This is a genomic window from Neochlamydia sp. S13 (genome assembly GCF_000648235.2).
In the GTDB taxonomy this organism is placed as follows: domain Bacteria; phylum Chlamydiota; class Chlamydiia; order Chlamydiales; family Parachlamydiaceae; genus Neochlamydia.
Window position 1 is genome coordinate 1,643,100 of the sequence record NZ_AP017977.1, and the last position, 25,291, is coordinate 1,668,390.

The 25,291-nt window shown below is 36.7% G+C and carries 18 protein-coding genes and 1 pseudogene; 13 read left to right on the plus strand and 6 right to left on the minus strand.

Annotated elements, in window-relative coordinates; translation table 11 throughout:
- The 5 genes from TY21_RS06295 (at nucleotide 1) to TY21_RS06315 (ending at nucleotide 5,043) form a co-directional block, all read left to right on the plus strand.
- Nucleotides 1-201: a hypothetical protein gene (locus TY21_RS06295; RefSeq protein ID WP_130589593.1), complete on the plus strand. Its 201-nt coding sequence runs from the start codon at nucleotides 1-3 to the stop codon at nucleotides 199-201.
- A gap of 452 nt (nucleotides 202-653) precedes the next feature.
- Nucleotides 654-2,741 carry a DEAD/DEAH box helicase gene (locus tag TY21_RS06300; RefSeq protein ID WP_042242926.1) on the plus strand — a complete coding sequence of 696 codons (2,088 nt, stop codon included), beginning with the start codon at nucleotides 654-656 and terminating at the stop codon, nucleotides 2,739-2,741.
- Nucleotides 2,711-3,220: a hypothetical protein gene (locus tag TY21_RS06305; protein ID WP_042242929.1), complete on the plus strand. Its 510-nt coding sequence runs from the start codon at nucleotides 2,711-2,713 to the stop codon at nucleotides 3,218-3,220. The genes TY21_RS06300 and TY21_RS06305 overlap by 31 nt, the downstream gene beginning before the upstream one ends.
- Nucleotides 3,221-3,494: 274 nt before the next feature.
- A complete protein-coding gene (locus TY21_RS06310) occupies nucleotides 3,495-4,034 on the plus strand; it encodes a leucine-rich repeat domain-containing protein (RefSeq protein WP_042242932.1) in 540 nt (179 codons plus the stop codon).
- A gap of 796 nt (nucleotides 4,035-4,830) precedes the next feature.
- The gene (locus tag TY21_RS06315; protein WP_042242935.1) at nucleotides 4,831-5,043 is read left to right on the plus strand and encodes a hypothetical protein; all 213 of its coding nucleotides are present in this window, start codon (nucleotides 4,831-4,833) and stop codon (nucleotides 5,041-5,043) included.
- A 110-nt stretch (nucleotides 5,044-5,153) separates the two neighbouring features.
- On the opposite strand, the gene TY21_RS06320 is transcribed toward TY21_RS06315, so the two are convergent.
- The gene (locus TY21_RS06320) at nucleotides 5,154-6,083 is read right to left on the minus strand and encodes an IS982 family transposase (RefSeq protein ID WP_042242936.1); all 930 of its coding nucleotides are present in this window, start codon (nucleotides 6,081-6,083) and stop codon (nucleotides 5,154-5,156) included.
- A gap of 887 nt (nucleotides 6,084-6,970) precedes the next feature.
- On the opposite strand from TY21_RS06320, the gene TY21_RS06325 reads away from it, so the two are divergent.
- Nucleotides 6,971-7,528: a peptidylprolyl isomerase gene (locus TY21_RS06325; RefSeq protein ID WP_079979981.1), complete on the plus strand. Its 558-nt coding sequence runs from the start codon at nucleotides 6,971-6,973 to the stop codon at nucleotides 7,526-7,528.
- Nucleotides 7,529-7,907: 379 nt separating this feature from the next.
- Here TY21_RS06325 and TY21_RS06330 read toward each other — a convergent pair whose 3' ends face one another.
- From TY21_RS06330 to TY21_RS06340, 3 genes are all read right to left on the minus strand, one after another.
- Nucleotides 7,908-8,852: a YheT family hydrolase gene (locus TY21_RS06330; protein ID WP_042242939.1), complete on the minus strand. Its 945-nt coding sequence runs from the start codon at nucleotides 8,850-8,852 to the stop codon at nucleotides 7,908-7,910.
- Nucleotides 8,853-9,262: 410 nt separating this feature from the next.
- The gene (map, locus tag TY21_RS06335) at nucleotides 9,263-10,156 is read right to left on the minus strand and encodes a type II methionyl aminopeptidase (RefSeq protein ID WP_042242942.1); all 894 of its coding nucleotides are present in this window, start codon (nucleotides 10,154-10,156) and stop codon (nucleotides 9,263-9,265) included.
- 661 nt (nucleotides 10,157-10,817) lie between these two features.
- Nucleotides 10,818-12,335, minus strand: a complete 1,518-nt coding sequence (locus TY21_RS06340) for an IS66 family transposase (RefSeq protein ID WP_158623035.1) — start codon at nucleotides 12,333-12,335, stop codon at nucleotides 10,818-10,820.
- 444 nt (nucleotides 12,336-12,779) lie between these two features.
- On the opposite strand from TY21_RS06340, the gene TY21_RS06345 reads away from it, so the two are divergent.
- The 4 genes from TY21_RS06345 to TY21_RS11750 all read left to right on the plus strand — a co-directional run bounded on the left by TY21_RS06345 (nucleotide 12,780) and on the right by TY21_RS11750 (nucleotide 19,368).
- Complete coding sequence (locus TY21_RS06345; protein WP_052354600.1) at nucleotides 12,780-14,951, plus strand: copper-translocating P-type ATPase; 2,172 nt, start codon at nucleotides 12,780-12,782, stop codon at nucleotides 14,949-14,951.
- Between the two features lie 808 nt (nucleotides 14,952-15,759).
- A complete protein-coding gene (locus TY21_RS06350; protein WP_042242640.1) occupies nucleotides 15,760-16,890 on the plus strand; it encodes a DHH family phosphoesterase in 1,131 nt (376 codons plus the stop codon).
- A gap of 545 nt (nucleotides 16,891-17,435) precedes the next feature.
- Nucleotides 17,436-18,851: a DNA-3-methyladenine glycosylase 2 family protein gene (locus TY21_RS06355; protein ID WP_042242651.1), complete on the plus strand. Its 1,416-nt coding sequence runs from the start codon at nucleotides 17,436-17,438 to the stop codon at nucleotides 18,849-18,851.
- 28 nt (nucleotides 18,852-18,879) lie between these two features.
- Nucleotides 18,880-19,368 (plus strand): methylated-DNA--[protein]-cysteine S-methyltransferase, encoded by a 489-nt coding sequence (locus tag TY21_RS11750; RefSeq protein ID WP_042242643.1) that lies wholly within the window; start codon nucleotides 18,880-18,882, stop codon nucleotides 19,366-19,368.
- A gap of 266 nt (nucleotides 19,369-19,634) precedes the next feature.
- On the opposite strand, the gene TY21_RS11025 is transcribed toward TY21_RS11750, so the two are convergent.
- On the minus strand, nucleotides 19,635-19,805 hold the full coding sequence (locus TY21_RS11025; protein WP_158623036.1) for a hypothetical protein: 171 nt from the start codon (nucleotides 19,803-19,805) through the stop codon (nucleotides 19,635-19,637).
- 121 nt (nucleotides 19,806-19,926) lie between these two features.
- Between TY21_RS11025 and TY21_RS06365 the strand changes: the two genes are divergently transcribed.
- The 3 genes and pseudogenes from TY21_RS06365 (at nucleotide 19,927) to TY21_RS11865 (ending at nucleotide 22,951) form a co-directional block, all read left to right on the plus strand.
- A protein-coding gene (locus TY21_RS06365; RefSeq protein WP_232044343.1) for an IS5 family transposase occupies nucleotides 19,927-20,753 on the plus strand; the annotation gives its coding sequence in 2 pieces (ribosomal slippage) (nucleotides 19,927-20,314 and nucleotides 20,314-20,753; 828 coding nt in all).
- 470 nt (nucleotides 20,754-21,223) lie between these two features.
- Nucleotides 21,224-22,486 (plus strand): PP2C family serine/threonine-protein phosphatase, encoded by a 1,263-nt coding sequence (locus TY21_RS06370; RefSeq protein WP_052354266.1) that lies wholly within the window; start codon nucleotides 21,224-21,226, stop codon nucleotides 22,484-22,486.
- Nucleotides 22,487-22,570: 84 nt separating this feature from the next.
- Nucleotides 22,571-22,951 (plus strand): annotated as a pseudogene (locus tag TY21_RS11865) (DUF2177 family protein).
- 372 nt (nucleotides 22,952-23,323) lie between these two features.
- Here the strand turns inward: TY21_RS11865 and TY21_RS06385 are convergent.
- Nucleotides 23,324-24,790 carry a cryptochrome/photolyase family protein gene (locus TY21_RS06385; protein ID WP_042237797.1) on the minus strand — a complete coding sequence of 489 codons (1,467 nt, stop codon included), beginning with the start codon at nucleotides 24,788-24,790 and terminating at the stop codon, nucleotides 23,324-23,326.
- Between the last annotated feature and the right edge of the window lie 501 nt (nucleotides 24,791-25,291).

Genomic DNA, 25,291 nt, shown 5'->3' on the forward strand with positions numbered 1-25,291 from the left:
GTGGATCAGTTAAATATTCTCGCAGTAGAGAAACTTGACCTTGAATTTGAATTAAATCAACGCATAAATTTTATTACAAGGTTTAAAGAAGTTTACGCCCTATTTGAAAAGCATGTGCTAGAGGCAGACAAAGCTGCAAAAGGCGCAGGAAATGTTTTTCCTCTTCTATTAACACAAGCTTTGGAAAATAAGGAAGATTGAATGGCAATAACTTCAAGTGTTACTTCATCTTGTATACTTCCTATCAAAACATGCCCACAAAAAACTGGGCATGCTTCCCGAGTATTCGCTAGAATTTGTAAAATATGTTCTTATTTAGGCGCCCGAATAAGAAAAATTGCTCTTGAGACTTTTCTTTAGAAAAAAATCAAGTAGAGATAGAAACCTACAAATCCTTTTTTTCTAAGGTAAAAAAGGATTCTAAGCTTAATGAGATCTCTAAAGTTGCTCTCATTAAAATTACTATCCTTGCATCCCGCAGAAAAGATTCTTGGGGAGAAAAAGAGCTTTGTCTAGCAGAGCTAGAAGAGATACTTGCAGAAGCCCAACATATTTATAAAAAATGGGGAGAAGAAACGCTGCAGATTTTTTACGAGGCTACGCGTGTACACTTTTCCATTAGGCTAGAGCATATTATACATATTTTCAAGCTTATGCATATTTTGGCGGAAGATCTACTGACAGCCGAACATGCTTTTGAATTATTAGATTGTTACTCCAACTGCCAGCTAAGCCCTGATCAGTTCTTAGAAAAGCTAGAGCAGCTTGCACCTACTACCCATACGAATGCATCTATTCTAGAAAAAGATATAAAAAATGTGCTTGAAAGATTTAAAAAAGATGATGGCCATGTTCACTTCTGCCTTCCTGACGTGCATTTAAAAACTATTACTAAGCAGTTCTCCTTAATACAAGGTTTGTGCCACAAGTGGAAACATTTGCAGTTGGAAGAATTAATTAGTTTGGCACATAAAATCCGTCTTCACCTTCAGCCAAACTATAGCGATATTTTAAAGATTATGGCTATCGGTCACTTAGCTTTAAAGATAAAATTTCAAATAGAGCTTCATAGCATTCAAACCTTGACCGTACTAGGTTTATTAGCGCATAAGACAAGTTGCATAGCTCAAGTCAAGACAGGCGAAGGTAAGTCCTTGATTGTGACCTTGCTTGCTTTTGTATTAGCTATGCAGAATAAAAGCGTTCACGTTATCTCTTCTTCAAAAAACCTAGCCATGCGTGACCAGCTACAAGCAGCCAAATTTTTTAACATTTTTGCAATTAGTTCCTCGCATATCTGCAAAAATGAGCCAGAAGCTAATTCCTTCAAAGCAAATATACTATATGGAACTGCCACTGATTTTGAGTTTGCTGTGATGCGCGAAATGCTTTATTTTAAGCCAATCTTTCCTCAACATTCCGAACCTAACCTTTTTAAACGTTTTAATTATGCAATCATTGATGAACTAGATAATTTAACGATCGATACAGCAACTAATAGTGCACGATTAGGACATGCTGCTGAAATACATTTTAGTTGGGTATACAAGCCCATATTTGCATTTGTAAAAGCAAACTATACTAAAGGTCTTTTTAAGGATGAATCCCTCCAACAACTTAAAGAATTTTTAAAAGAATATTCAAATGGAAAATTTAGTTCTCAAGTTCATCAATTAGCCAATAGACAATTAAAAAATTGGCTCAAATCCGCTTTTAAAGCCCTTTTCGTTTTGCAGGAAAATATAGATTATGTGGTTGATGCTAAAAGCGGCGAAGATAAAAAAAAGATTTTAATCGTCGATGCAGTTAATACAGGGCGCATACACAAGCATTCTCGTTGGAGCCATGGCCTACATGAATTTGTGGAAATTAAACATTCTATTTCCCCGGCAAAGGAAACCATAACTCCTATTTCTTTATCCCACCCTGCATTTTACGAAATGTATAATTGCTTGTATGGGCTTACTGGCACGCTTGGATCGCAAATAGAAAGAGAAACATTAAGAAAAATTTATCAGGTAGAAACCTTTGATGTTCCTACACAAAAGCCAGTGCTAAGGAAAGATTTTCCTCTAGTTGCTGTAAATACCAACGAACTTCATCTGCAAACCATTATTGAGAAAATTCAACAATTTAAACAAACAAAACGCCCTCTTTTAGTCTTATGCCCTACTATTCATGCCTCCGAAGTGCTTGGAGAAATGTTAGCCAAAAATAACATTTCCCATCGGATGCTTAATGAAATACAAGCTGAAAAAGAAGAGGATATTTTAGCCGTGGCTGGCCTACCAGGTGCCCTTACCATTGCTACTAATAATGCAGGCAGAGGCACGGATATTAGACTAGATCCCGAAAGCCTCGAAAGAGGAGGCCTGCATGTGATATTAACATTTTACCCTAACTCTGACCGAGTGGAATATCAAGCACGCGGAAGAGCGGGCCGCCAAGGCCAACAGGGGTCATCAGAAATCTTCATTTCTTTAGAAAACCTCCCCCATTTGGTGAAGTATATGCAGGAAATAGAAGTCCGGCGGGATGAATTCATTGAGCATTACCTTCACTATCAACGAATGAGAGAAGCAAATTTTCTAAAGCATCAGCAAATCTTTCAAGCTGAGATTGAACGCTATTGCTATACCTTAGTACAAAAATTTTTTACTTTTCTCCACACGTTTAATGCTCTTTGTAATAATGAACGAATTTTAGAAAAATGGGCCGATACTTTAAAAATCAAAAAATAAGTAAAAACCATCTCCCCGATTTTCATACGTTAAGCCCTACCGATCAGCTGATAGTAAAAGATATATTAAAACTGCTTCAAGTAGGTCACGCAGAACAAGGACAGTGGAATAACCTTCTTAAACAAATAGGGGCCCATATCCAAGCTCAAATCCTTCATACATGGTCAGTAAAAGTTTATAGAAAGTTTTCAGAAATGTCGAATCAATTAAAGATCCAAGAGATGATTAGCGCTCAAGAGGAAGTGGATTGGCTTATGAAGATAGAAAAAGAAGATAAAAATGAAGAAGTTTTCAATACTCTTAATAAGCAGATTTCCTGCATTAGAAATGACAAACTTGCTTTGTTAAAAGAGAAAATTAAAGAGTTGTTTGAACATCATATGGCTTTATGGAAAAAATATCAGGACCCTTCAGGCTCGTTTTTTATCGAATACATTCGCGAAATGGCCCAAGTTAGTTTAAAAAATATAGCCCCTTGAAAAGTAATTTAATAAGTGTCTGTTCAATTCTACTGCATGAAAAAAACAATAAAGAAACTGGAGGTAAAGGTGTTCTGGAGGCATCCTATACGGCCTGAGGTTTTCATATTTTTGATTAAAAGATCAACTTGATTAACGGGCAATTAAGCTAAGGTCAGCAAGCGTGCCATCACTTGTTAAATTTTTTACAAAAGAAAAAAATTCGTTAAGTTGCTAATAATAAAAATAAAAATGATATCATAAAATAAAAACCTTCCTATAAAAGGAGCGCTTTATGGGTATAATAGCTAACAGCCTTCATTTTTCTGGATCTCATGGCTATCATGGTGACGAGGGACATATAATAAAAGTAGAGGAAAAAACACCCCCCTCTGAGATTGATAAGGAAGCTTCAAGTTGGTGCAAACTTATCTTCGAAAACGGAGATCGAGAAGCAAGAAAATTGGTAAAGGCTCACTACTCTAATCCCGAGAAAGCTTTAAAAGATCTAGAAAAGATTAAAGCGCTAAAAATTTGTGGTAAGGATTTGGAAGCTATACCACAAGGACTATCTTTACTTAAAAATTTGACCATCTTAAATTTATGCTCTAACAAGTTAAAAACTTTTCCAGAAGGAAAAGAAATTAAAAAACTTACCAAGCTCCGCAGCCTAATTTTAAATGGAAACCCTATCGAAAGTCTACCAGACTATGTTATTAATCAAGAGATGAATAATCTTAGAAGTATCTCTCTTTATAGGACAAAAATTAAAGAAATCCCCTATAGTTGCAAAAATATTATCGAAAGCTATCCTGCCACCGTAACATTTACTTGACCAAGTAAGCCCTTAATAAAGCATAAAAAAACGATTAAGGGCTATAAATCATATTAAAGGAGTTTTAGCTTTTTCAAGGTAGGGGTAAAATTGTTTTTATTTGGCTGCTAAAAATTGGTAGACAGCTCTCTTGGTCCCCCACCAGTTGATCTTCTATATTTTGAAAGGAGTTCTTTCATTCCTCTCTCCTTGGCTTTCAGATTGTTGTTTATACAAAAAAATTTCTTTTATGCTGGTTTGCTATAACTCAACTCTAATGTTCTTTTCTTAGGCTTTATCTTTAAAGCTACCTTGCTTATACCTTTCTAATGGGCTTAACAGATTGATCTAGCCAAGGTTTGGCCGTTTTACTATCTCATTCTTTATAGCCTATAGATTACCATAGCAAAAATCTTCTAAATAATGGCCTTTAAGCTTACATGAACTTTAATCCATTTCCTTAACTTTAGATGTCTCATAAAATTTTACATTGTTTTGGCAGTAAGCCTTTAGTAACGTGAGTTTCAAGTTTTTTAGGCATAATGAAAAAGCATGCTCCTTTGCTACTAAGCTTTTGTGCGGTTTTCTCGCCAAAAAGAGGAGAGGGAAGAGGGACCTTAAAACTGTTATTAGCAGAAATAGAAAAATATTTTCCTTTTCCCTCTATTTTACCTTCCTGATCTTCTAATTACGCTGCTAAATTGGAAGATATTGAGGAAAAATATGCCATAATAAATGAAGTACTAGAAACAGACGTCTCCACCTCTTTAGAAATTTCTAATTGTACCCTCCTATTCTTAATAAGTTGATAAGATTCATGCTTGAACATTTTCATGAGTTAAGCAAATGGAAAGAAAATCCTGTGCCTTTGGCTTGCTATGCTCAAGCTCTAAATAAAATCTTTAAGAAATTGGAAAAAATTTATAGCTTATCACATAAAGAGGGAGCTTTATATTCCCTACCTCCCCAGCAGAAATTTCAAGAAGCTCAGCAGGTATTTAGCTTAATCTTTGAGAAAAAGAATATTTGATGGTCTTAATGGATATAAAACGAGATATCTATGAAGCCTTGGAAAAGATAAAATTGTTTAACGCGAGTTATCGGATAAGAAAATATTCTAAGGCTGCTTCAAACCCTAACTTAAACTGTAAGCCAACTTAGTAACTTTTGTTTTTCCGTACAAGTAAATTGAATGCAGGGCTTACAGGGTTCATAAGCATAGGCCACTATTCCGCTGATTAAATTGACAAAAAAATTCCACGGGCTGCGATGGCGATGATGTTCGATTTGACAAGAGTTTTTCAATTTATTGTTAACGCTTTCAATGATGCCCCGTTTCCTTAATAAAATCTTATCTACCAATGACATTAGCTTGTTCTTCATGTTTTTTCTAAGCCTAGTAATGATTTCTAAGCCTTTGTCGTAGAGCTTGATAAATAACTGGTGAGATATATATCCCTTATCGGCAAACATTTTGCCAAAAATGTTTTTAGACAGATCAGGAACAGGAATACGATCATCCACATTTCCTGGCGTTAACATATAAGCAAGAATTTCTCCTTTATCATTAATCACGAGATGGAGTTTGAATCCATAAAAGTACCCTGTAGAGGTTTTTCCTCTTTTTGCTATTTTTTTAAAAACTCTATGGGAGTGGATACGACGAGTATGGCATACTGTCAATAGAGTAGAATCGACGAACGAAATGCCTGTACATTCTCCCAAGCAAGCCTGTGAATAAACAAAAATAGGAAACAAGCATGTTTTCATTAAAGTGATGAATTTATGATAGGAAAGGATATTAGGAAAGTATTTCTTTAGAGAGGGAATAACTTGCCGGATATAGTAATCTTTAAATGTTCTAAAGCCGCTTCTATGAAACATGATGACAATAGTCATCGCTTCACTTAATGATAGTTTTGACCCTCTGTTTCTTTTGTTGCTCTTTCCAGCCAGTGGCTTGGGGTGGCTTTCAGCCAATATTTTATGCCACTCAACCTCAAATTGTTTACAAAAATCATCTACATCGCAAAAAATGGAGATTAATAAATGGATATCTTTTTCAATCATTTTGACCTTCCAGCTTTAAGTTTTTTCTCGTACAAAATACTTTTAAGCCATGTGAAGGTCTTTTTTCAACTATTTCCTTATCCGATAACTCGCGTTGTTTACTACTGATCGTTATGCATATACTTCAGGCATGCGTTGTTTTATAGCTATCACAAAAGCTATACTTTCCTTATTTAAGTCTTGTGATAAGAAAGAAGCCATTTTTATAGAAGGGTGTTACTATGAATTGAGAGAAGAAGAAAGAAAATTTGATAAATTTATTAAAAAGTATTTAATTCACCTTTTATACGCTTTCAAGGCGCTTTAAATTCTCCTGATAAGCTCTGCCAAGCAATCGCCATTTATTCTAATTTGTACCCTAATGATATCCACTCTTGATGAAGTCAAAAAAATCAAAGTAATAAATTTAATTAATAGTGCTTTAACAAATCGTTCTTCCGAAAATAAATCTCCTTTAATTTTTGTGTTAGACACTGCCACAAGCTTTTTTTTGATGAAGAAGTAGCAACAATTAATCAGGCTGTTAAAGAATGGGTGGAAAATAAAAAATTTATTTTTGTCGTAAAAAGTAGCTTAGCAAAATTCATTCAGGCTGACCTGGATAAATATACTGAATGACAACCTAAGAACTTGTATTGAGGATAACTCTATCGAATTAGTAGAAGAAGGTTTTAAAGGGTTTCAAGCATTTCTAAAGAAACTAGCATCTTTATCGAAAGTTTGAGTTAGAAATTGAATTTTCTCTCTACATACTTGTTAGGCATTGCCATATAAATTGTATGTTATTCAATGCTTAAAATTTCTTTGATGGGCAAATAGTTGACTGTTTTCAATAGCTATGTTAATTTTTTTACTACCTAAACCCTTTGATTAACAAGAGGTATACCATGCAAAAATGGATGTTATTTTTAAGTTTAGCATTTTTTCAGCTGTTTGCTCATCTAGCTATTTATGGGGAATCTTATCATTCTAAACATCCGGTAGTAGTCTTTGAAACTACTCAAGGCAATTTTGAGGTGACACTCTTTCCTGACCTAGCGCCTAAAGCCGTGGAAAACTTTTTAACTCATGCTAAAGAAAATTATTATAACGGGACTTCTTTTCACCGAGTAATTAAGGGTTTTATGATTCAAGGAGGTGATCCAGAAGGTAACGGTACAGGTGGCCAATCCATCTGGGGCAAGCCTTTTGCCGATGAATTTCATCCAGACCGCCATTTTGATCATCCTGGTATCTTAGCCATGGCTAATAGAGGTCCTCATACCAATGGAAGTCAATTTTTTATTACCACCGCTAAAACCCCATGGTTGGATCAAAAGCACCCCATTTTTGGGGAAGTCACTAAAGGTTATGAGATCGTCCAAAAAATAGAGAGAGCACAGACTGATGCACAGAACCGTCCTCTAGTAGCGCAAAAAATTATTAAAATTTCCCTTAAAAGGTAATATTTGATTGAGAGGATATAGATATATTGTTATTTGTATCCTCTCGTTAGTATGCTTTATGAACTGTTGAATTAATTTTCGTGATAGCCTCTTTTTTCTATCTTTAAAAGTCTGCTTCTCCCTTCACTCTTTTTTAAGTCTTTTGATCTTTTACAATCTGTCTTCTCTACAGGATAGAGAGGGGATAGACTTAATAAATAACTTCGGGAGTTTAAGTAAACCCTTAAATAATTCAAATTTAATTATAAAGTTAGGGCCATACCTTTTTGAGCTACTTCTTATGCAGCCCCGTACTTTATAAAATCCCTTGTGTTAAGTAAAAAGACAGCTTTTAGAGGATTGGATATGTCGACGGAGTTTTTTTAAAACATACAATTTCCTAACAGGAGGAAGATGAGAAAATCCAATCCATAAGCGTTTTATCCATCCAATGGCAACCATGTTCCTTGCCTGCCCAGCCGAGAAACCCCATGTGCCCACCATACGTAGTCATATACACATTTACATTCGAAGGAATATGATTGTAGTCTATCCTGTAGCAATCAATAAATGGATCGTCTTCTGCAAATAAAATATGAGTAGAGATCGCAATAGAATGAATAAATTTAATCGAGCTACAGTGTTGATAATAATCGATAGCGTCCTTAAATCCCCATAAAGGGGCGGTCACTTTATCATCAAACTCATACATCGATTGAATAGAAAGATCTTTTAGCCATTTTTGACTCTGCTTTAACACACGGGCTAAATAGTACTTATGGTAAATCCAGTAGGCTTCTTTTTCGATATATTGAACAGCATGATGTAAATCTACAGGAGGGCATACCGCTATGAGATGATCCATGTATTGAACCGCCTCTTCTCCTAGCTCACCTGCTAATTTAAGAACTATATTTCCCCCAAGAGAAAAGCCTACTAAGACAAGCGAAGAGGTAGGAAAACGAGTTTTAAGCCATTTCAAAACACTTAAGATATCCTGGCTTGTGCCTCCATGATAAGGACGTTTGGCTTTACTTACTCCCCCACTTCGAAGATTAACACGCACCGCACAGTGGCCGGCTTGATAGATCTTTCGCGATAGCCGCAAAAGATAACCTGATTGATGGCTTCCTCCCAGGCCATGAACCATCACTACAATTTTGGTAGGAGGTTTTCCTGGATAAGGGTTAGAAAGATAGCAGGACAATTGATCACCATCCTCTAATGAAACTAGAATTTCATAGGAAGGTGGTGCTTTACCATTGACTAGAAAGGTCGGTAAAGTGGTTTGGACATGAGGAGAGCTCAATCCAAAAAGAGGCTGAAAATTTAATTTGTTGAGCAAGGGATGCCTTTATAAGGTTTGCCTTTGATTATCACAAAAAAGGCCTGATCCCTGCAACTTTTAAAGTTAATTTTTCAAGCTTTGGTTTTGAGACCCCTGAGTGCTATTATTTTCTTAATCATGAGCTGCAGGCAATTTGATCGTTAGCCTTTATAATGGATAGAAGAGAGCTTAGCTAAATGTGCTAGCTCCTTAAAGTTTCTTACTTCATGCGTGGTAAATAAGCTAAGCCTCTACTGGCTTTATAAGAAGAGACTTTCCTCTTTTCATCACTTCCCTTACCCTGAAGAATATGATACGCCTATCTTCTTTTTCACCGGCTTGTACTTTTTATCGACAGTTTTTAAAAGATCTTAACAAAAAGGCAGTAACTTAATGCGATTATCTATTTTGATTCTTTAAGTTTTTGCTTAACGTGTGGTTATAAAAACTTTTCCCGTTTTATCTACTAATACAGAATTTTCAGCTTGTGCCACTATGCCTTGCCCTTCTTCTACTAAGGGAGCATAACCTACAACTACTCCTGCTTTAAGTAGCTCTGCCATATGACGCCTAATTTCAGGAAGTTCAAGCTCTGCTTCGATAAGATCATGCATACAAAAAGGAAGGCCACTAAAACTTTTAATTTTTGCAATCAAAGACAGAGGAACCGATAACGGAATAGGCCGGGCACGCACAAAAGAAAAGATTGTAGGGCTCCCCGCTTCATAAATAAGACCTTTTCCATCGGTAGCAAAAGGTTCAATGGCAAAGGTCATGCCAGGCTTTACGATAGCTGTAGAATTATCGCAATAGTTAGGAATTAAGGGAGCCATATGTACCTTATAAATTCCTAACCCATGGCCTGCAAGGTTTTTTACAGGTTTAAATCCATACGAGGAAATTTTTTCTTCAATAATTCTACCAATTTCTTTAATAGGTAGGCCCACGTGGATAGAGTGCTCAGCACTTAATAAAGCATTTTCAACAGCATCAATTAGAGCTTGATATTTGCCCGATAGGTCTACTGTGACCGCACAATCACCAATAGCGCCCTGATAACATATTCCTACATCCAATTTGATTACTTCTTGGGAAAAAATGATATCTTCATCGGGTTGAGGTAAGAAATGCGCAGCCACATTATCTAAAGCTATTTGAGGAGGAAAAGCAGGAATTGCTCCTAATGAAAATATCTTCTCCTTAATTTTAGTAATAACCTCATTATATGAAGCTCCAGCTTTAATTAATGCTTTACCAAAAGCACGTACTTGATGGGCCATCCTTCCAGCTTGAATAAAATCTTGCTTATATTTTTCATTCATTCTTCACTTCCTTATTTTGCCAGAGTATTCTATTCAATCTAGCGCATTAAATCCACTTTAACCTTTATTCTCTTAAGAGTTAGCTTGTTAAAGCTGCATAAGCTAATTTTTTTGTAAGTTTAAGGTAGAAGAAATCCAATCATTTAAATAAGCTAAGCACATTCTTCACTAGCAGGCTTTTAACAAGGTCCTAAACTTTTTAAAAATTTATTATTCATGCATTACACCACTATACAACTCTTGTTTTTACTTTTTTTCTTAGGATTTTTATCTTTAAACTTTCTTTTAGGTGTCTATATTATTAAGCAATGGGGCAGCCCCATCCCTCGCGTATGCCATGAATTCGACAAAAAAATATGGATGACTTTAGGATTAGGAATTATTTTTTTTGGCTTTTATTTTATTTTTATCACTTTTTTGGGATGGAACCTAAAAGGTCAAAATTTAAGAAAAGTATTCACTTTCCTTTATAACCACACGGCCAGCTGTATCTATATTGGCTTATCTATCTTTTCATTTTTTTCGCTCTCTATCTATCTTGCAAGAATTCTGATAAAACACCTCTATAAGAAAGTGGCCAAAAAAACTTTAGAAAAAGAAAAGGAAAGGTAACAGTTCAGATACCCTTTTTTTATTCAGGAACGTTTGAATGGAATAGAAGCTAGGTAATGGCTTCTTGCAAGTTGGCCTGTCGATCTATGGCTAATAGACGAGGGCTGCCTCGGATGGCATCTGCCAAGGCATCCCAGACATTCCAGCCTTGTTTGCGTGCCGTAGAAATGTAGCTGCGGATGCGGCAAAAAATCTGCCCTCCTTTAGGCTTACGGAAACAACCCGATATCTTTTGCTTTAACTTAACCATACGAATGTCTTGTTCGCCTTGGTTATTGGTAAAGGGTACGGCAAAATCGTACATGAACCGCAACACGCACTCTCGCTTTTCTTTTAGACGGTCCAGAAGGTTTTTACCTTCCCGTTGCCTTTGCTTACCTCTTTTACCTTTTGGCAATGGAGGCAGGCTAGAATGATAGGTAAGCCCATCAATAATTTTCTGTTTATAAGCCTGCTCAATGTCTTGTAAAAGCTTTGGAGGTAGAGCTTCTTGATTTACATGTTTTTCTACTTCTTGCTGGGCAAAAAGCAGTAATTCTTTCATTTGTTTTGCCCACATTTCCTGTTTTTCCTCATGCATAAACGTCAATTCTCTCAAATGATGCGCATTGCACAATCCATGCAACATTTGTTCATAAGAAAAGTAAGGAAACCAATGGTCATGAATGGCTATACTTTTAAATTGAGGTAAAATGTTTGCCTCATCCATGGCTTGTTGCCCGCGCTTAGCATGCAGGGTGTATAAAGTAGCCCTTGGTGAAGAGGCTACATGCACCCACGATAGTTTTTTTTCACAGCGGATACCTGTCTCATCAAAGTGTAAAACGCGTGTGGCTAGCAAGTATGTTTTCAGACTATTTTCAAAGGTTTCAAGTTTCTCAAAGAGTTTTTTGTCGATATTTACACAAGTGCCAGGTGAAAGAGTTACATCAAACACATCCTCAAAAATTTCGCAGACGCGGTCCACGGGTATAAAATGTTGATCGGCAAAGTAAGCTGCCAGGGCTTGAACTCTCTCGCCATATTGCACAGGCCCTCTAACGTTTTCAGGAAATATTCCTTTACTATTTTTTCCACAGCAAGGGCATTTTTTCTCCTCCACCCGATGTTCTGTCACCTCACACTTAGAAGGAGGAATTTCAAAAACCTGACGTCTTTCTACACAAGCACCTTTGATTTCACTAAGGGTTGTTTGGCATGTTTGACACATTGTGGGTGTATGAATCACCAAGAAATCGGGTTTTTCCACCTGAAGAAGGTCTTTTCCCACATGTCCTTGTTGAGCACCTGGTTTTTTGCCTGATGGGCGACGTTGGCTTTTTGGCTTCCGCTTCAAGCCATCACTGCTAGGAGGTTTGCTGCTATTAGAACTGTTCTTTGTAAGTTGATCCTCTAAGCTACTAATACGATCTTGCTGCTGTTGGATATGAGCTTGCAGCTGTTGAATCTGGGCCTGTTGCTGTTGGATCTGAGATTGCTGCTGTTCGATGATCTTTTCAAGATAGCGAATATAAGTGCGAATAGCAGCTGGAAGAGCATCAAAATCTTTACCGGAAATAGAGGGCATAAAATTTGGGTTATCTGCATTCATGTCTATAGAATAGCAAATCTCTCATACTAAAGGAAATCAATATTTATTGATGGCCATTTCGTTGAGGTGAACAGGCATTGGTTGGGGGGTATCTGAACTGTTACAAGGAAAGAGCCTTTAATAAAATAAAGTGACTCCTGCTAAAAGATAAGCTAAGGTAAGTTTGCTTTAGCAGCAAGGCCTCTTAAATTAAGCTTTCGTAAAAGATTTGGTTAATTCTAATAAATCAGGACGATCATAATGACATTCCTACACTTTTTAGCAAAAACCTAAGAAAGCCTAACTTTTTAATAGACAAATTTTTAACCAATAGTTTAAACAAAAAAACCTTACAAGGGATTAAGCAATGATAAGGCTCCCAAAACTCTTAGCTCTAAATTCTGTGATTGGAAGGGTAAATTTCGAGTATCCAGGATCTGTATGAATATTTCTCTCCCCCCTTGTCATGCAAGTAAAAAGCCTGTTGCTTCAAAAGCTACCTTTTCAGGAGGAGATTATAGCTGTCCCATGCATCCAGAGATTCAGCAAAATCATCGCGGTTATTGCTCCCTTTGTGGTATGCCTTTAGAAATTAACCATCCTTCCTTAGAAATAGATGATTCAGAATATGTAGAGACGTGGCAGAGGTTTAGATTAGCATTTATTCTAACTCTCCCTCTTTTCTTTTTGGCTATGAGCAAAATGCACCCTACCTTGGATGCTTTAATTCCATCTTTAAAAACAACATCTCAATGGATTCAACTTATTCTTGCCACGCCTGTTGTCCTTTGGGCAGGATGGCCCTTTTTTGAAAGGGCATGGCTATCTATAGTCAATCGTTCTCTAAACATGTTTTCTTTAATTGCCCTTGGAATAGGAAGCGCCTATTTATATAGTACCACTGCTGTGATCTTTCCTCACATTTTTCCTGCAGCTTTTAAAGAAAATGGGCAGCTGTTTGTTTATTTTGAAGCTGCAGCAGTTATCACTGTGCTTGTTCTCCTTGGGCAACTGTTAGAACTTAAAGCTAAAGTGCACACCAACCACGCTATGCGCTCTTTAATAAATCAAACAGCTAAAAGCGCCCATGTAATGAAAAATGGCCAAGAACAAGAAACACCTTTAGATCAACTGAAAGAAGGCGATATTTTAAAAGTAAAGCCCGGTGAGAAAATTCCTGTGGATGGCTTTATTATCGAAGGGACAAGTTTTATCGATGAGTCAATGCTAACTGGTGAATCCCTTGCTGTTGAAAAAGAAGCTAAGGATCAGATCACAGGCGGTACTGTCAATCAAGCGGGTAGCTTTCTTATGCAAGCCACACGTGTGGGCAATCACACTCTGCTGGCACATATCATCCAAATGGTATCCCAAGCTCAAAGAAGCAAAGCTCCTATTCAAAAACTTGCCGATTTAATTGCCAAATATTTTGTCCCCGCGGTGATAGGAGTAGCCATTCTAACATTTATGATATGGGTATGGAAAGGACCTGAGCCAAGCTTTGTTTTTGCCTTCATTAATGCGCTGGCAGTATTAATCATTGCATGTCCCTGTGCCTTAGGATTAGCTACTCCTATGTCAATTATGATGGGAATAGGTAGAGGCGCCCAAACAGGCATTCTCATAAAAAATGCAGAAGCCTTACAACTTTTAGAAAAAGTTGACACTTTAATGGTAGATAAAACCGGTACTGTCACCCAAGGAAAACCTAGTATCTTGCAAATCACCGCCATGCATGGCTGGCAAGAAAATGAACTTTTGACATACGCAGCTTCTGTAGAAAAAAATAGTGAGCATCCCCTAGCTCAAGCCATTGTGAAGGAAGCCCAACGACGCTCTTTAAATCTTTTACCGAGCGTAAAATTTAAATCTATGACTAGTGAAGGCGTTGCAGGAATAGTTGATCATAGAGAAGTATTAATTGGCACCCAAAATTTAATGCAAAGAATGCAGGTGCACAGCCAGGAAGAATTACTAAAAGCCTCTCAAGCAGCGCAAGCACAAGCGCAAACAGTGCTGTTTGTTGCTGTCGAGGGAAATATTATAGGCTTTATTACGTTAGCTGATGCTCTAAAACCCACTTCTACTCAAGCTATTCGTGAACTCCATTCGCTAGGTTTGAAAGTTATTATGCTGACTGGAGATAATATGCAGACAGCCCAAGCAGTTGCTTTAGCTACACATATGGATGAGACTTATGCGGAAATCACTCCTCAGGGTAAAAGCATCTTTATACAGAACGCCATACAAAATAGGCATATTGTTGCTATGGCTGGTGACGGAATCAACGATGCACCCGCCCTGGCTGCAGCCCATGTAGGCATTGCTATGGGGACGGGCACAGACATTGCTAAAGAAAGTGCCGCAATTACTTTAGTAAAAGATGACTTAATGGGTATCGTACGAGCCATTAAGTTAAGTCGAGCTACCATGCGCAATATTCGGCAAAATTTATTTTTTGCTTTTATCTACAATATTGTAGGTGTTTCTATAGCAGCCGGCATTCTGTATCCTTGGATGGGATTGCTTTTAAATCCCATGATTGCCAGTGCAATCATGGCGTTTAGCTCTGTGTCAGTGATCGTGAATGCATTAAGGCTAAGAAAGTGTTAATACTGAAGAAAGAGAAACCAACCTTTAAAAAAAATTGCTAAGCAAAAAGCGATTAAGCGTTTATTTAAGACAATGCAACTGGGCCAGCAACCAATGCACAAGGCTACCTCCTTTGTGCCGTTCGTGTTTTAGTACCATTCAAAGCCTATAAAGCAACTACCTTGTAAAGCAGCTAAAATAAGACGGGTCTATTAAAATATTTATCTCTTCTCTTATCTTGCGCATTTATCAGTCAGCACGTTAGGCGTAAGCTAGATGGCTAGCTAAATTTTTAGATCTTTTGAATCCCTAAACTACTACTATGAGATTAAATTTCCTGGGTGGATAAGGTACCTCTTTTTAATTAAGCCATCTCCATTTTTTTACGCTTTCTCTTCTCTGCAGCTGATATCTAATTGAACAGGACTTAAGAGCTGAATTAGCCTTATTCTAAACTTCTAAAGATTAGTATTTTTCTCGTGCTCAGCATTGTAAGCAATTATAGGGAACGTAATAAATGCATGGCATAGAAGCGTTAAAACATCCAAGATCCAGCAGAATTGTAAAGATTCTACGTTCTAAATGATCGGCTTTATACGTATGATTATGTAAGAGGCGAGCTATCCATTTTATACCAGCTAGCCATCAATCTAGGGCTATTTGAATGAATAGCTCTTGCTCTTTTAGGCTCGCAACACTTAGAATTTTTTTTTACTTTTTTCATATGAATGATTGCTAATATTTTTGGCTAAAAAATGCCCACAAAACTTGCTTAATATGCGGGGGAGAGTTAAGATCGATTTATTTGCTTCTATTAATACTTCCAAACATGTCTTTTTCAGTATTTCTAAAAACTTCCCTGAATGAATATTTCAAATGCCTTAGCTTACCTGATAACTTAACGGTAATTCATTATGTATTAGGGAATGAATCCGCTGATTTAGATTCCGTTATCTCTTCCCTAATGTATGCTTATTTATTATATGAAAATCATTCTAGACAAGAGCTCTACCTTCCTCTTATCAACATCAAAAGGGAGGAGGTAAATACTCGCAAAGACCTTCTCTATTTGCTTCAGCTAGCAAAAATTTCTACTAATCATCTTCTTTTTTTAGAAGAGGCTCCTTTCAGTTATCTCTTTTCTCGAAGGCAATTACGTTTAAATCTGGTCGATCATCATATTTTAAGAATGGACCAACAGATTTTTTCTGCGGCAGTAGAAAGCATTATCGATCATCATTTTCCTGAGCCAATAAATTATCCCCTTCTCTCGCCTGCCAGCTTGCTAATAGAACCTGTGGGTTCTACAGCCACTTTGATTGCAGAAAAACTGATCGCTCATCCTACCATTAATATTACGCCTAAAATAGCGACCTTGCTATTGGCACCTATATTAGTAGACACCCATAATTTAAAATCTATAGATAAAACTACCTGGCGAGATATTAAAATAGCTAAAAAGCTACTCCAGGTGGCTGCTGGCGCCCTTCCTTCTAATTTTTATGACATCCTTCAGGTAGAAAAGAATAATATCTCCCTACTATCTCCCCTACAGCTTCTAAATAAGGATTTCAAAAGCTATCTAGCCGGCAATTTTTTCTATGGAATTTCTTCTCTTCCGCAAGGAGTCGATTGGTGGCAACAAGAGAGGCAAAGCTTGCTTCCTTTGCTAAATACATATGCTCAGGAAAAAAAACTATCGCTACTGATCCTATTTATGTCTCCCATAAATCCCATAGGCCCGAAGCGTAGAATAATCGTCTATACCCCTTCCCCCTTAATTTTAGAATCTTTTAAATTTTATGTAGAAAAAGACGTGATACTAAAGAAGCTACTCATGCCAAGCTCTTCTTTAAGGCATCAATGCTTGGCATATTATGAAATAGAAAGTTTTATAGCTAGAAAGCATTTACAACCTTACTTTCATTTTTTAAAAAATTTAGCTAATCTATCCTGGTAAAGTAAAAGAAATTCTTTAAAAGGCAACGCTTTTTACCTATTTAACCTCTTTGGCAACAAGCCAAATGCCATAAAATCTATAAAAGAGAAAAATAATTCAAATATAAGCCCCTTATTCACCCTTTAAAAACCTATTGATGTGCTCAAACGCCAGGTCTCCCCATAATCTTTTAACCTGAACCTTAGGCGCCTAGCTAGCATTCGCTTCGGTTAAGAGCTAAAGAGCAAGCTTGGGACAAGCTAAAAAAGCCGTGCATGGTAGTAATGAAACTTTTTTGTAAACAATGGAGAGGCAAGGAATGGCTTCAGCAAGCGTATTTTTAGATGAATTTCTCTCTCTCTTGATCATTGTTCCAATCATGTTTCCTAGACTTTCCCCTCCGTCTAATTTTCTCTTTAGAATTTTTTAATCGTTATTCTTCTCTTAATGTTAAACATATACACCTTTACTCTGTAGGTAATTTATTGATATTTTAGGATCTCGGCCGAAAATGGCGAGCATTCTAATTAAACTCTTTCTATATTAGAGAGAAATAGGCCATGGTTATGAATGAAGAAGATATTTTTTATAAAGCTTTTCTATCCCGAGATTCTCGCTTTGATGGCAAATTTTATGTAGGAGTAAAAACCACTAAAATTTATTGCCGTCCTATCTGTCCAGCTAGGCCAAAGCGTCAAAATGTTGAATTTTTTCTTGAGGCTTTATCTGCTGAGAAGGCAGGCTATAGACCCTGCTTACGATGCCATCCTCCATCTTCGACCCCTTCCTCCGCCTATCCAGGCAAATCGGCAGTAGTGTCGCGTGTCCTTAGAGTACTTACAAACCAGGGGATGGGAGATAAAGGAGAAGATTATTTTGCTGAACAGTTTGGCTTAAGCGCTAGGCATTTACGTCGGTTATTTCGAGAAGAGGTCGGCTTAACTCCTCAAAAAATTTGGGATAATAACCGTTTAAATTTTGCTTTAAAGCTTCTTGCAGAGACTAAGCTTTCTATAACTCGTATAGCGTTAGAGGCTGGATTTTCCTCTTTAAGGCGTTTTAATGATGCTTTTAAAAAATGTTATAAGCAACCTCCTTCTTCCATGCGAAAGAAAAATCTTTCTCACTCCTCTCACGAAAATATTATTTTAAAGTTAACTTATCACCCTCCTTTAGACTGGCCGCATTTAATTAATCATTTTAAAAACCATGTTATTCCTTATATAGAAAGCATTTCTGAAAACAGCTACGAGCGAGTTTTTAAGATTGGAAATTCAATAGGAACTTTATCAGTGGAAGCAGATAGCCGCTATCCTTATCTCAAGCTGCAGATTGCTTGCCATGATACAAAAGTTTTATTTGAGGTAGCCAATCGTGTCCGTAAAATGTTCGACCTTGATTCCGATCCTCTTTTAATAGCCAATCAATTTGCTTCTCATTTACCTTTATCTTTGCTATGGAAACAATGGCCTGGCTTAAGGCTGGCTAATGGTTGGGATCCTTATGAAACAGCCATCTGCGCAATTTTAGGGCAAGGCATTACCATGAAATATGCCTCCCAACTAATTGGCCATTTGGTTTTATATTATGGAGAAAAAATTTTTCATCCCGTAACGCAAGAAGAAAGATATTTATTTCCCCTTCCCGAAATTTTAGCAAAAGCTTCTCTGCATGAGATTAAAACAACGCAAATACGCAAAGCTGCCATTCGAATGCTAAGCCAGAAAATTCTTCAACAAGAAATTAGTCTCTCACCAGCTCAAGCACCTGAGGAATTTAAAAAATCCCTTCTTGGCATTCAAGGTATTGGGCCATGGACGGCAGAATACATTAGCCTACGAGCTTTAGCAGACACTGATGCTTTCCCAGCTACCGATTTAATTCTGAAAAGAGCGTTAAGGTTAAATCCTTCGTTGGACTTAAGCTGTATCCGACCCTGGCGAGGATATGCTGCCGTTTATCTATGGAAAAAATATTTTTAACATTTATCTTAAAAAGGAGCTTTATTAGATGAAAACTTTTTATAAATACATGGATTCAATCGTAGGAAAATTAAAGCTGGTAGCTCAAAACCATGTTCTTATAGCTATCTTATGGGAGCATGAAAAGCTCAACCGTGTTAAGCTTAATGAACTAATCGAAGATGTCTATCATCCTCTTCTTGTAGAAGCTGAAAAGCAACTTTTAGAATATTTCAATAAAAAGCGAAAATTCTTTGAGCTTCCTTTAGAACACCACGGAACATCCTTCCAAAGCAAAGTCTGGGAGGCCTTAAAGCATATTCCTTATGGCACTACTCTCAGTTATGGACAGCTTGCAAAAGAAATAAATCATCCTCGCGCAGTACGTGCCTTAGGAGCAGCCATAGGAAGGAATCCACTATCAATTGTTATTCCTTGCCATCGGGTGATAGGGACGAATGGGAAACTAACAGGATTTGCTGGGGGATTAGAAGCTAAAAGAACGCTTTTAAAGATTGAAGATTTTCCTGTTTTTTAAAAAAAATTAAAAAAAGAAGTAGAGTCCAATCCTCTTCTTTTTTTAATCTTTACACTAAAAAAATAATTAAAATAAAAGTTAGGGAGATTTATTTCCTAAGATTCAACCAACGCTAAAGCGTAAATGAGTGAGTAGCTCATCTGATAAGGCGCAACCTATCCTAGGGCTTATCACATCAGCTAGTACCCATGCTTTGGAGACCTTCCAACTATTGTGATCTTAATTTACAGGCAACGATTTAGCATATAACCCTGCTCACTGATAAGCTACTTTCCTAGAGGAAGAATTTCTTTCAAAGCTTCTTTAAAGCAAGACATTGCCGTGGCAGCAAGCGATCTTCCATAATAGCTGCAGAGCCTCTTCCAAAGCTGCCTAGCTTCCTCGTCTCTTCCAAAATCTTTAATGACTTTTAATGGATCGTTCATCTCTTTAGTCACCGAGTGTCCGTCTCTTGGCTTTAAGTCTTTCTCCTCTTCTTGGAGGCATTAGACCTCTTTCGAAACTGGAATAAAATGTAAATTTTAGTAAAATGGTGACTCAACATTTAAAGGAGGCACCATGAAATTTGATAAGATAGAGAAATTAGATGATGAACGATTTCGCAGATTGACAGGGGTAAAGCGTGGTACCTTTGATAAGATGGTGCAAATTTTACAGCAAGCCGATGCGGCCAAGAAGATTAAAGGCGGGCGTAAATATAAACTACGTTTAGAAGACATGCTGCTAATGACCTTGGAATATATGCGAGAATATAGGACCTATTTCCATATTAGCCAAAGCTATGGAATCAGTGAAAGTTCAGCTTATAAAGCGGTGAAATGGATTGAAGATACGTTAATCAAGCATCCAGATTTTGCTTTACCGGGACGTAAAGAGCTTTTGAAAAGCGATACGGAATATGAGGTTATTTTAATTGATGCTACAGAAACGCCTATTGAGCGCCCTAAAAAAAACAAAAGCGCTATTATTCAGGGAAAAAGAAAAAACATACCCTAAAGACCCAAGTTGTAGTCGATAAGAAGAGTAAAAAAGTAATTTGTACCTCATTTGGCAACGGCAAAAAGCATGATTTTAGGCTATTCAAAGAATCTCAGGTTAAAATCAATCCACAAATAAGAGTGTTAACCGATTCAGGATATCAAGGATTAACAAAGCTGCATGCCCAAACCCAGATGCCCAAGAAAAAAAGTAAGAAGAAGCCTTTAACTCAAGAGGATAAAAGAACAAACCAAAGTTTATCCAGAGAAAGAGTTGCCAATGAAAACGTGATTGGCCTCCTTAAGCGCTTTAAAATTATAGCCGATCGCTACAGAAATAGACGTAAAAGATTTGCACTTCGCTTCAACTTGATTGCAGCAATCTATAACTGGGAATTAAATACGTGAGTTTCGAAAGAGGTCTATTAAAGGATTTAGGCCTCGCCTTTAAGATGATCGGTTAAAAGCTTATCTATAAGCACTGGCTTTATAAGCAGCTTTTACGCTCATTGTTAGCTGGTAATAAATCTCTTTTTCTCATCGCCACCTTCCTAAGAACCATACAGCGAAGCTTTCTCCTAAGATATTGGAGAAGGAGGAGCAAATTTTACTTTTCTATTTTCCCTGCTTGAACCTAGCCTCTCCTTTACAATATAATTAATCATTTTATTTAATACTTACCCCGTTAATCAGAAAATGAGAAAAATGAATGCTAAATATTTTTATTACTAGGCACAAAGATAAAAACAAGCTAAAGTAAATAACTGTTAGATTTTAGAAGAATTTAAAGCAAAAAACTTATATAAGCTTTTGATAAATTTTATCAAGTTGAGCGACAGAAGAAGTACTAGAAGATTATTTTAAAGTAGGATTTGTTTATGATGAAAGGAACGGATGGACAAGCTAAGCCTGAAGGCTTTTTTTTTGAAATGGCGATGAATCTCTCTGCCCCTATAATTTCCCCCTCTGCAAATGATTCTAAAGAATCCCCATTACAAGCTCAATCATTTCAAAAAGAAAAAAAGGTGATAAAACGAGCACTGGAAGTTAAGGAAAAAGAGCTAGGCAAACAAAATTTAAAGAGAAAAAAATATGCAATTTGGAAGCCTCGTAACTTAAAGATAGATACTGCTATGCAGAAAATGTTAAGAAACTCTCGAAAAGCTATAGAAGAGCATAAAGAAGAGGATTTTCTTGCGTATGCTAGTTATCAAAGTTGTCTTCCTATTTTAGAGGATAATCTGCCTACAGCTCCTGCTCTAAGCTTAGAATATGTGTCAGCCGAAGCTCAAGGTAGAAGGCCGCGTATGGAAGACGTTCACCTTTTTCAGGAGATCTTGCAAGGGGCTTTAGTAGGGGTTTTTGATGGACATGGGGGCCAACAAGTCGCAGAACAGGCTAAAGAAGAATTTGAAAAAAATTTTTCCGAAACATTAGCTTTGAATAAAGGAAATGTACATCTAACTTTCGAACAATTAATTGATGAAATTCACCAAAATATCATCCAGCATACTTATTATGATATGATAGGCACTACATTAGCTATAAGCTTTATAGATAAAAACACCCATCTCATTTATACAGCTACCTTAGGTGATACTGAAGCTAATATCTATAGGAACAAAGAGTCAATCGCTCTATCTTGTGTGCGCAATTGGACGCACGCAAAAGAAGCAGCAAGAGCAGCTATAGCCCTCGAAGATCCGACGCTAGCAGAAACATGGCCTCTTGCAAAAAATCCTAAAACGTTAAGGTATCCTAATTCGCGTATTGGCCTTAATGTAAGTCGTGCTATCGGTGATAAATATGCTAGCGGAAAGCCTGATAAACCGGCAGTTATTCACAAACCTAAAATTACCGTCAATCGATTAAGAAAAGGAGACATTCTTATCATCGCTTGTGATGGATTAAAAGATTATGTTTTAGAAAATGAGATAATCGCACATGTTACATCAGAGCCTCAAGAAAAAGAAGAGGAAGAGCCTTTGGTTGACTTAGAAAACACAGAAGAAGAAGAAATAGAGGAGGAAAAAGCCTCCTGGAATAATTCCCCAAAAAATTTAGCTCAACGATTGGTGGATTATGCGCTGGAGAAAAATTCTGCAGATAATGTCACCGTGGTAGTGGTGAAAATACATTAAATAAAAATAGACATAGCAGGCCAAAGATGTTAAAGGATTATTAATTGAATAAATCAAGCATTTACAAAAAATTTTAGGAGGGTCATGCACCCTGGACTTATATCGGTTCTTTCCAGCCTATTTTTCATGCTAGCAATAGATGCTATGTGGCTAGGTTGGATGATGAAGGGCTTTTATCGCTCCAATATCGGTCATCTTATGAATGATTCGCCTAAAATAATACCCGCCACTTTTTTTATTTGATCTATGCCGCATGTTTATCTCTCTTGGTTTATACCCTCATTACACCAAAAAACTAGCTATTTAAACACCTTCTTAACAGGAATGCTATTTGGGTTTGCTACCTAGGCCACCTACAATCTTACTAATCAAGCCACCTTAAAAGATTGGCCTTTAATAGTCACCCTGGTAGATGTGGCGTGGGGATCCTTTCTAATAAGAACTGTAAGCATGCTTACATTATAATTTACTAGCTGATTCAGCTAAGAAGGGCTTACATAGCTTAGTTTACTTTAAAGCAAGGTATACGCTTTCGAGCAACTCTTTATGTAATCATATATTTAATAAAAAGCTTGTTTTTACAGCTAGAATCAGCCTGGAAAATGTTAATTTCTTTATCGGTTATATAGACGTAGTTTCTTTAAAAGGTAGTATTAGTTTTTTAAAGCGTGTTAGATAGTTTAGGAAAATCATAGAAACTTTGAGAATAGGCTGTCAAAGCAAAAGCTGCATCAGCTCTTAAGGTTGTAGCTGAATTAAAATTTCTTTACCCCTATTGCTTCCTTAGTCAGGATTATAAATTATTTATCTTGACTTTCCGGCTCTTCAATATAGAAGTTAACGCTGTTGCATCAGCCATGTTTCTGCTAAAGCTATTTTTGGATGAATAGTATTAGCATTTTTTTGTAGCAATTTAAGAAGCATCTTTGTTCTAGGATTTCTTTCGAAGAAAGCTTGATGTTTTGCAAGAAAGCGCCAAAAAAGGCCATCCCATTTATCTACCCACTCTTCTTTATTGTAAGCACTCATTTTAAGCAGATAGTTAGCTCCTGATATGTAAGGTTTTGTGCTCATCAATCCTTTATCAGCATATTGGCTCATTCCATAAACATTAGGTACCATCACCCAGTCGTAAGCATCAACAAAATAACCCATAAACCATTCATAAACGGCATTGGGATTCGTTTCTACTAAAAGTAGAAAATTCCCTAAAATCATGAGGCGTTCGATATGATGGCAATAACCTGTCTGCAATAAGCGCTTAATTACATTATCAATAGGTAAAATTCCTGTAGTTCCATCCCAAAATCCTTTAGGTAAAGGAGCAGTATGCTTAAAAAAATTAGAACACCTTTCTTTTCTTCCTTTTAAGAGATAGCAAGCTCTAATAAACTCGCGCCAGCCTATAATCTGCCGAAGAAAGCCTTCTAAAGAATTTAAAGGAATATTAAGGTTTGTGTAAGCAGAAAGAGTTTTTTCAACTACTTCTTGAGGAGTTATCAATCCAATATTTAATAAAGGTGACAGACCACTATGGAAGATTACTGCCTCTGTGGCATGTATGGCGTCTTCATAGGTACCAAATAGCTGAAGTCTATGCTCAACAAAATCAAAAAGAACTTCTTTAGCCTCGCTGAAAGTGACTGCATAGGAAAAGGGTGTAGACTTACCATAAGCGTTAGGAAATTCTTTTTCTACATACTCAACTGCTTCTTTAACCCAGCGATTTTGTTTAGGCACAATAAGTGGAGGAATAACAATTCCTTTAGGTAAACGTTCTCTGTTTTCTTTGTCAAAACTATATTTACCCCCTACAGGAGAGTCTCCTTCCATCAAAATATTAAGTTTCTTGCGTTGATAAATGTAAAAAGGAGCCATGGAATAGTGGGTTTTTCCTTTAAAAAAAAGCTGAAGCTCTTTTTCGGTACACAAAAACATTGGAGACTCATAAAAGCAGAGATTCCAATGATTTTTTCTAGCAGCTTCAGTAAGATCTTGGGAAAGCCAATCATCCGTTAAATTCGCTAAATGAACTTGGTCATATTCTTTCTGGGCTAAAATTTCAAAAAGGTCTCCTCGCTTATTTAAAGAGGTGGAGTCAATATAGAAAACAGAATATCCTTGCTTTTCTAACCAATCGGCATAGGCTTTCATAGCTGCTCGCAAAAGCACAAGTTTCTGCTTGTGAAATTTTTGTACCTTAAAAAAAAGAAATTCTTCAGCTAAGCAAACAGGGCGCGTTTTATCTAAGGCAGGATGTTTTTCAAAAAGCTGATGGGGAAAAATTAGGGTAATCTCTTTCATTTTTTAATGAATCCTCTCTCTAACTTTCCTCTAACCATCTCAAATAGATCCCTTTTTAAACAAGAAGTATATAAAAAGGTTGCTTAAAAATTCTTATGCTAAACAAAAGCTAATGATTATTGATAAAAGCCTATACCACTTGCTTTAATTCAGTCATCTTCTATTTTTGAACTTCTAGCTGGAATAGCTGGAGCAGTAGCGACTACAATAGATAGCAGTGGCAAATAAATTATTAGCATTGAAAGTGAGTTAAATGTTTGGCTTTTATGGATGGATAGGATCGATAGAGTGAATGAATAAGCTTAAGAAATAATTTAAAATAAATAAGAAAGAATTATGTTAAGAAATTTGTAACTTAATTCGGATGTAAGACTCTAGGGTAGCTATCTTTAAAAAGGTAACCATGTAAATTTTTTATTCAAAAATTTTCGACTTGTTAATCAAATTGTTTTCTCGGCTATCAAGAGATAGATAAAAACTTGAATAAATAAAGGCCTCTAC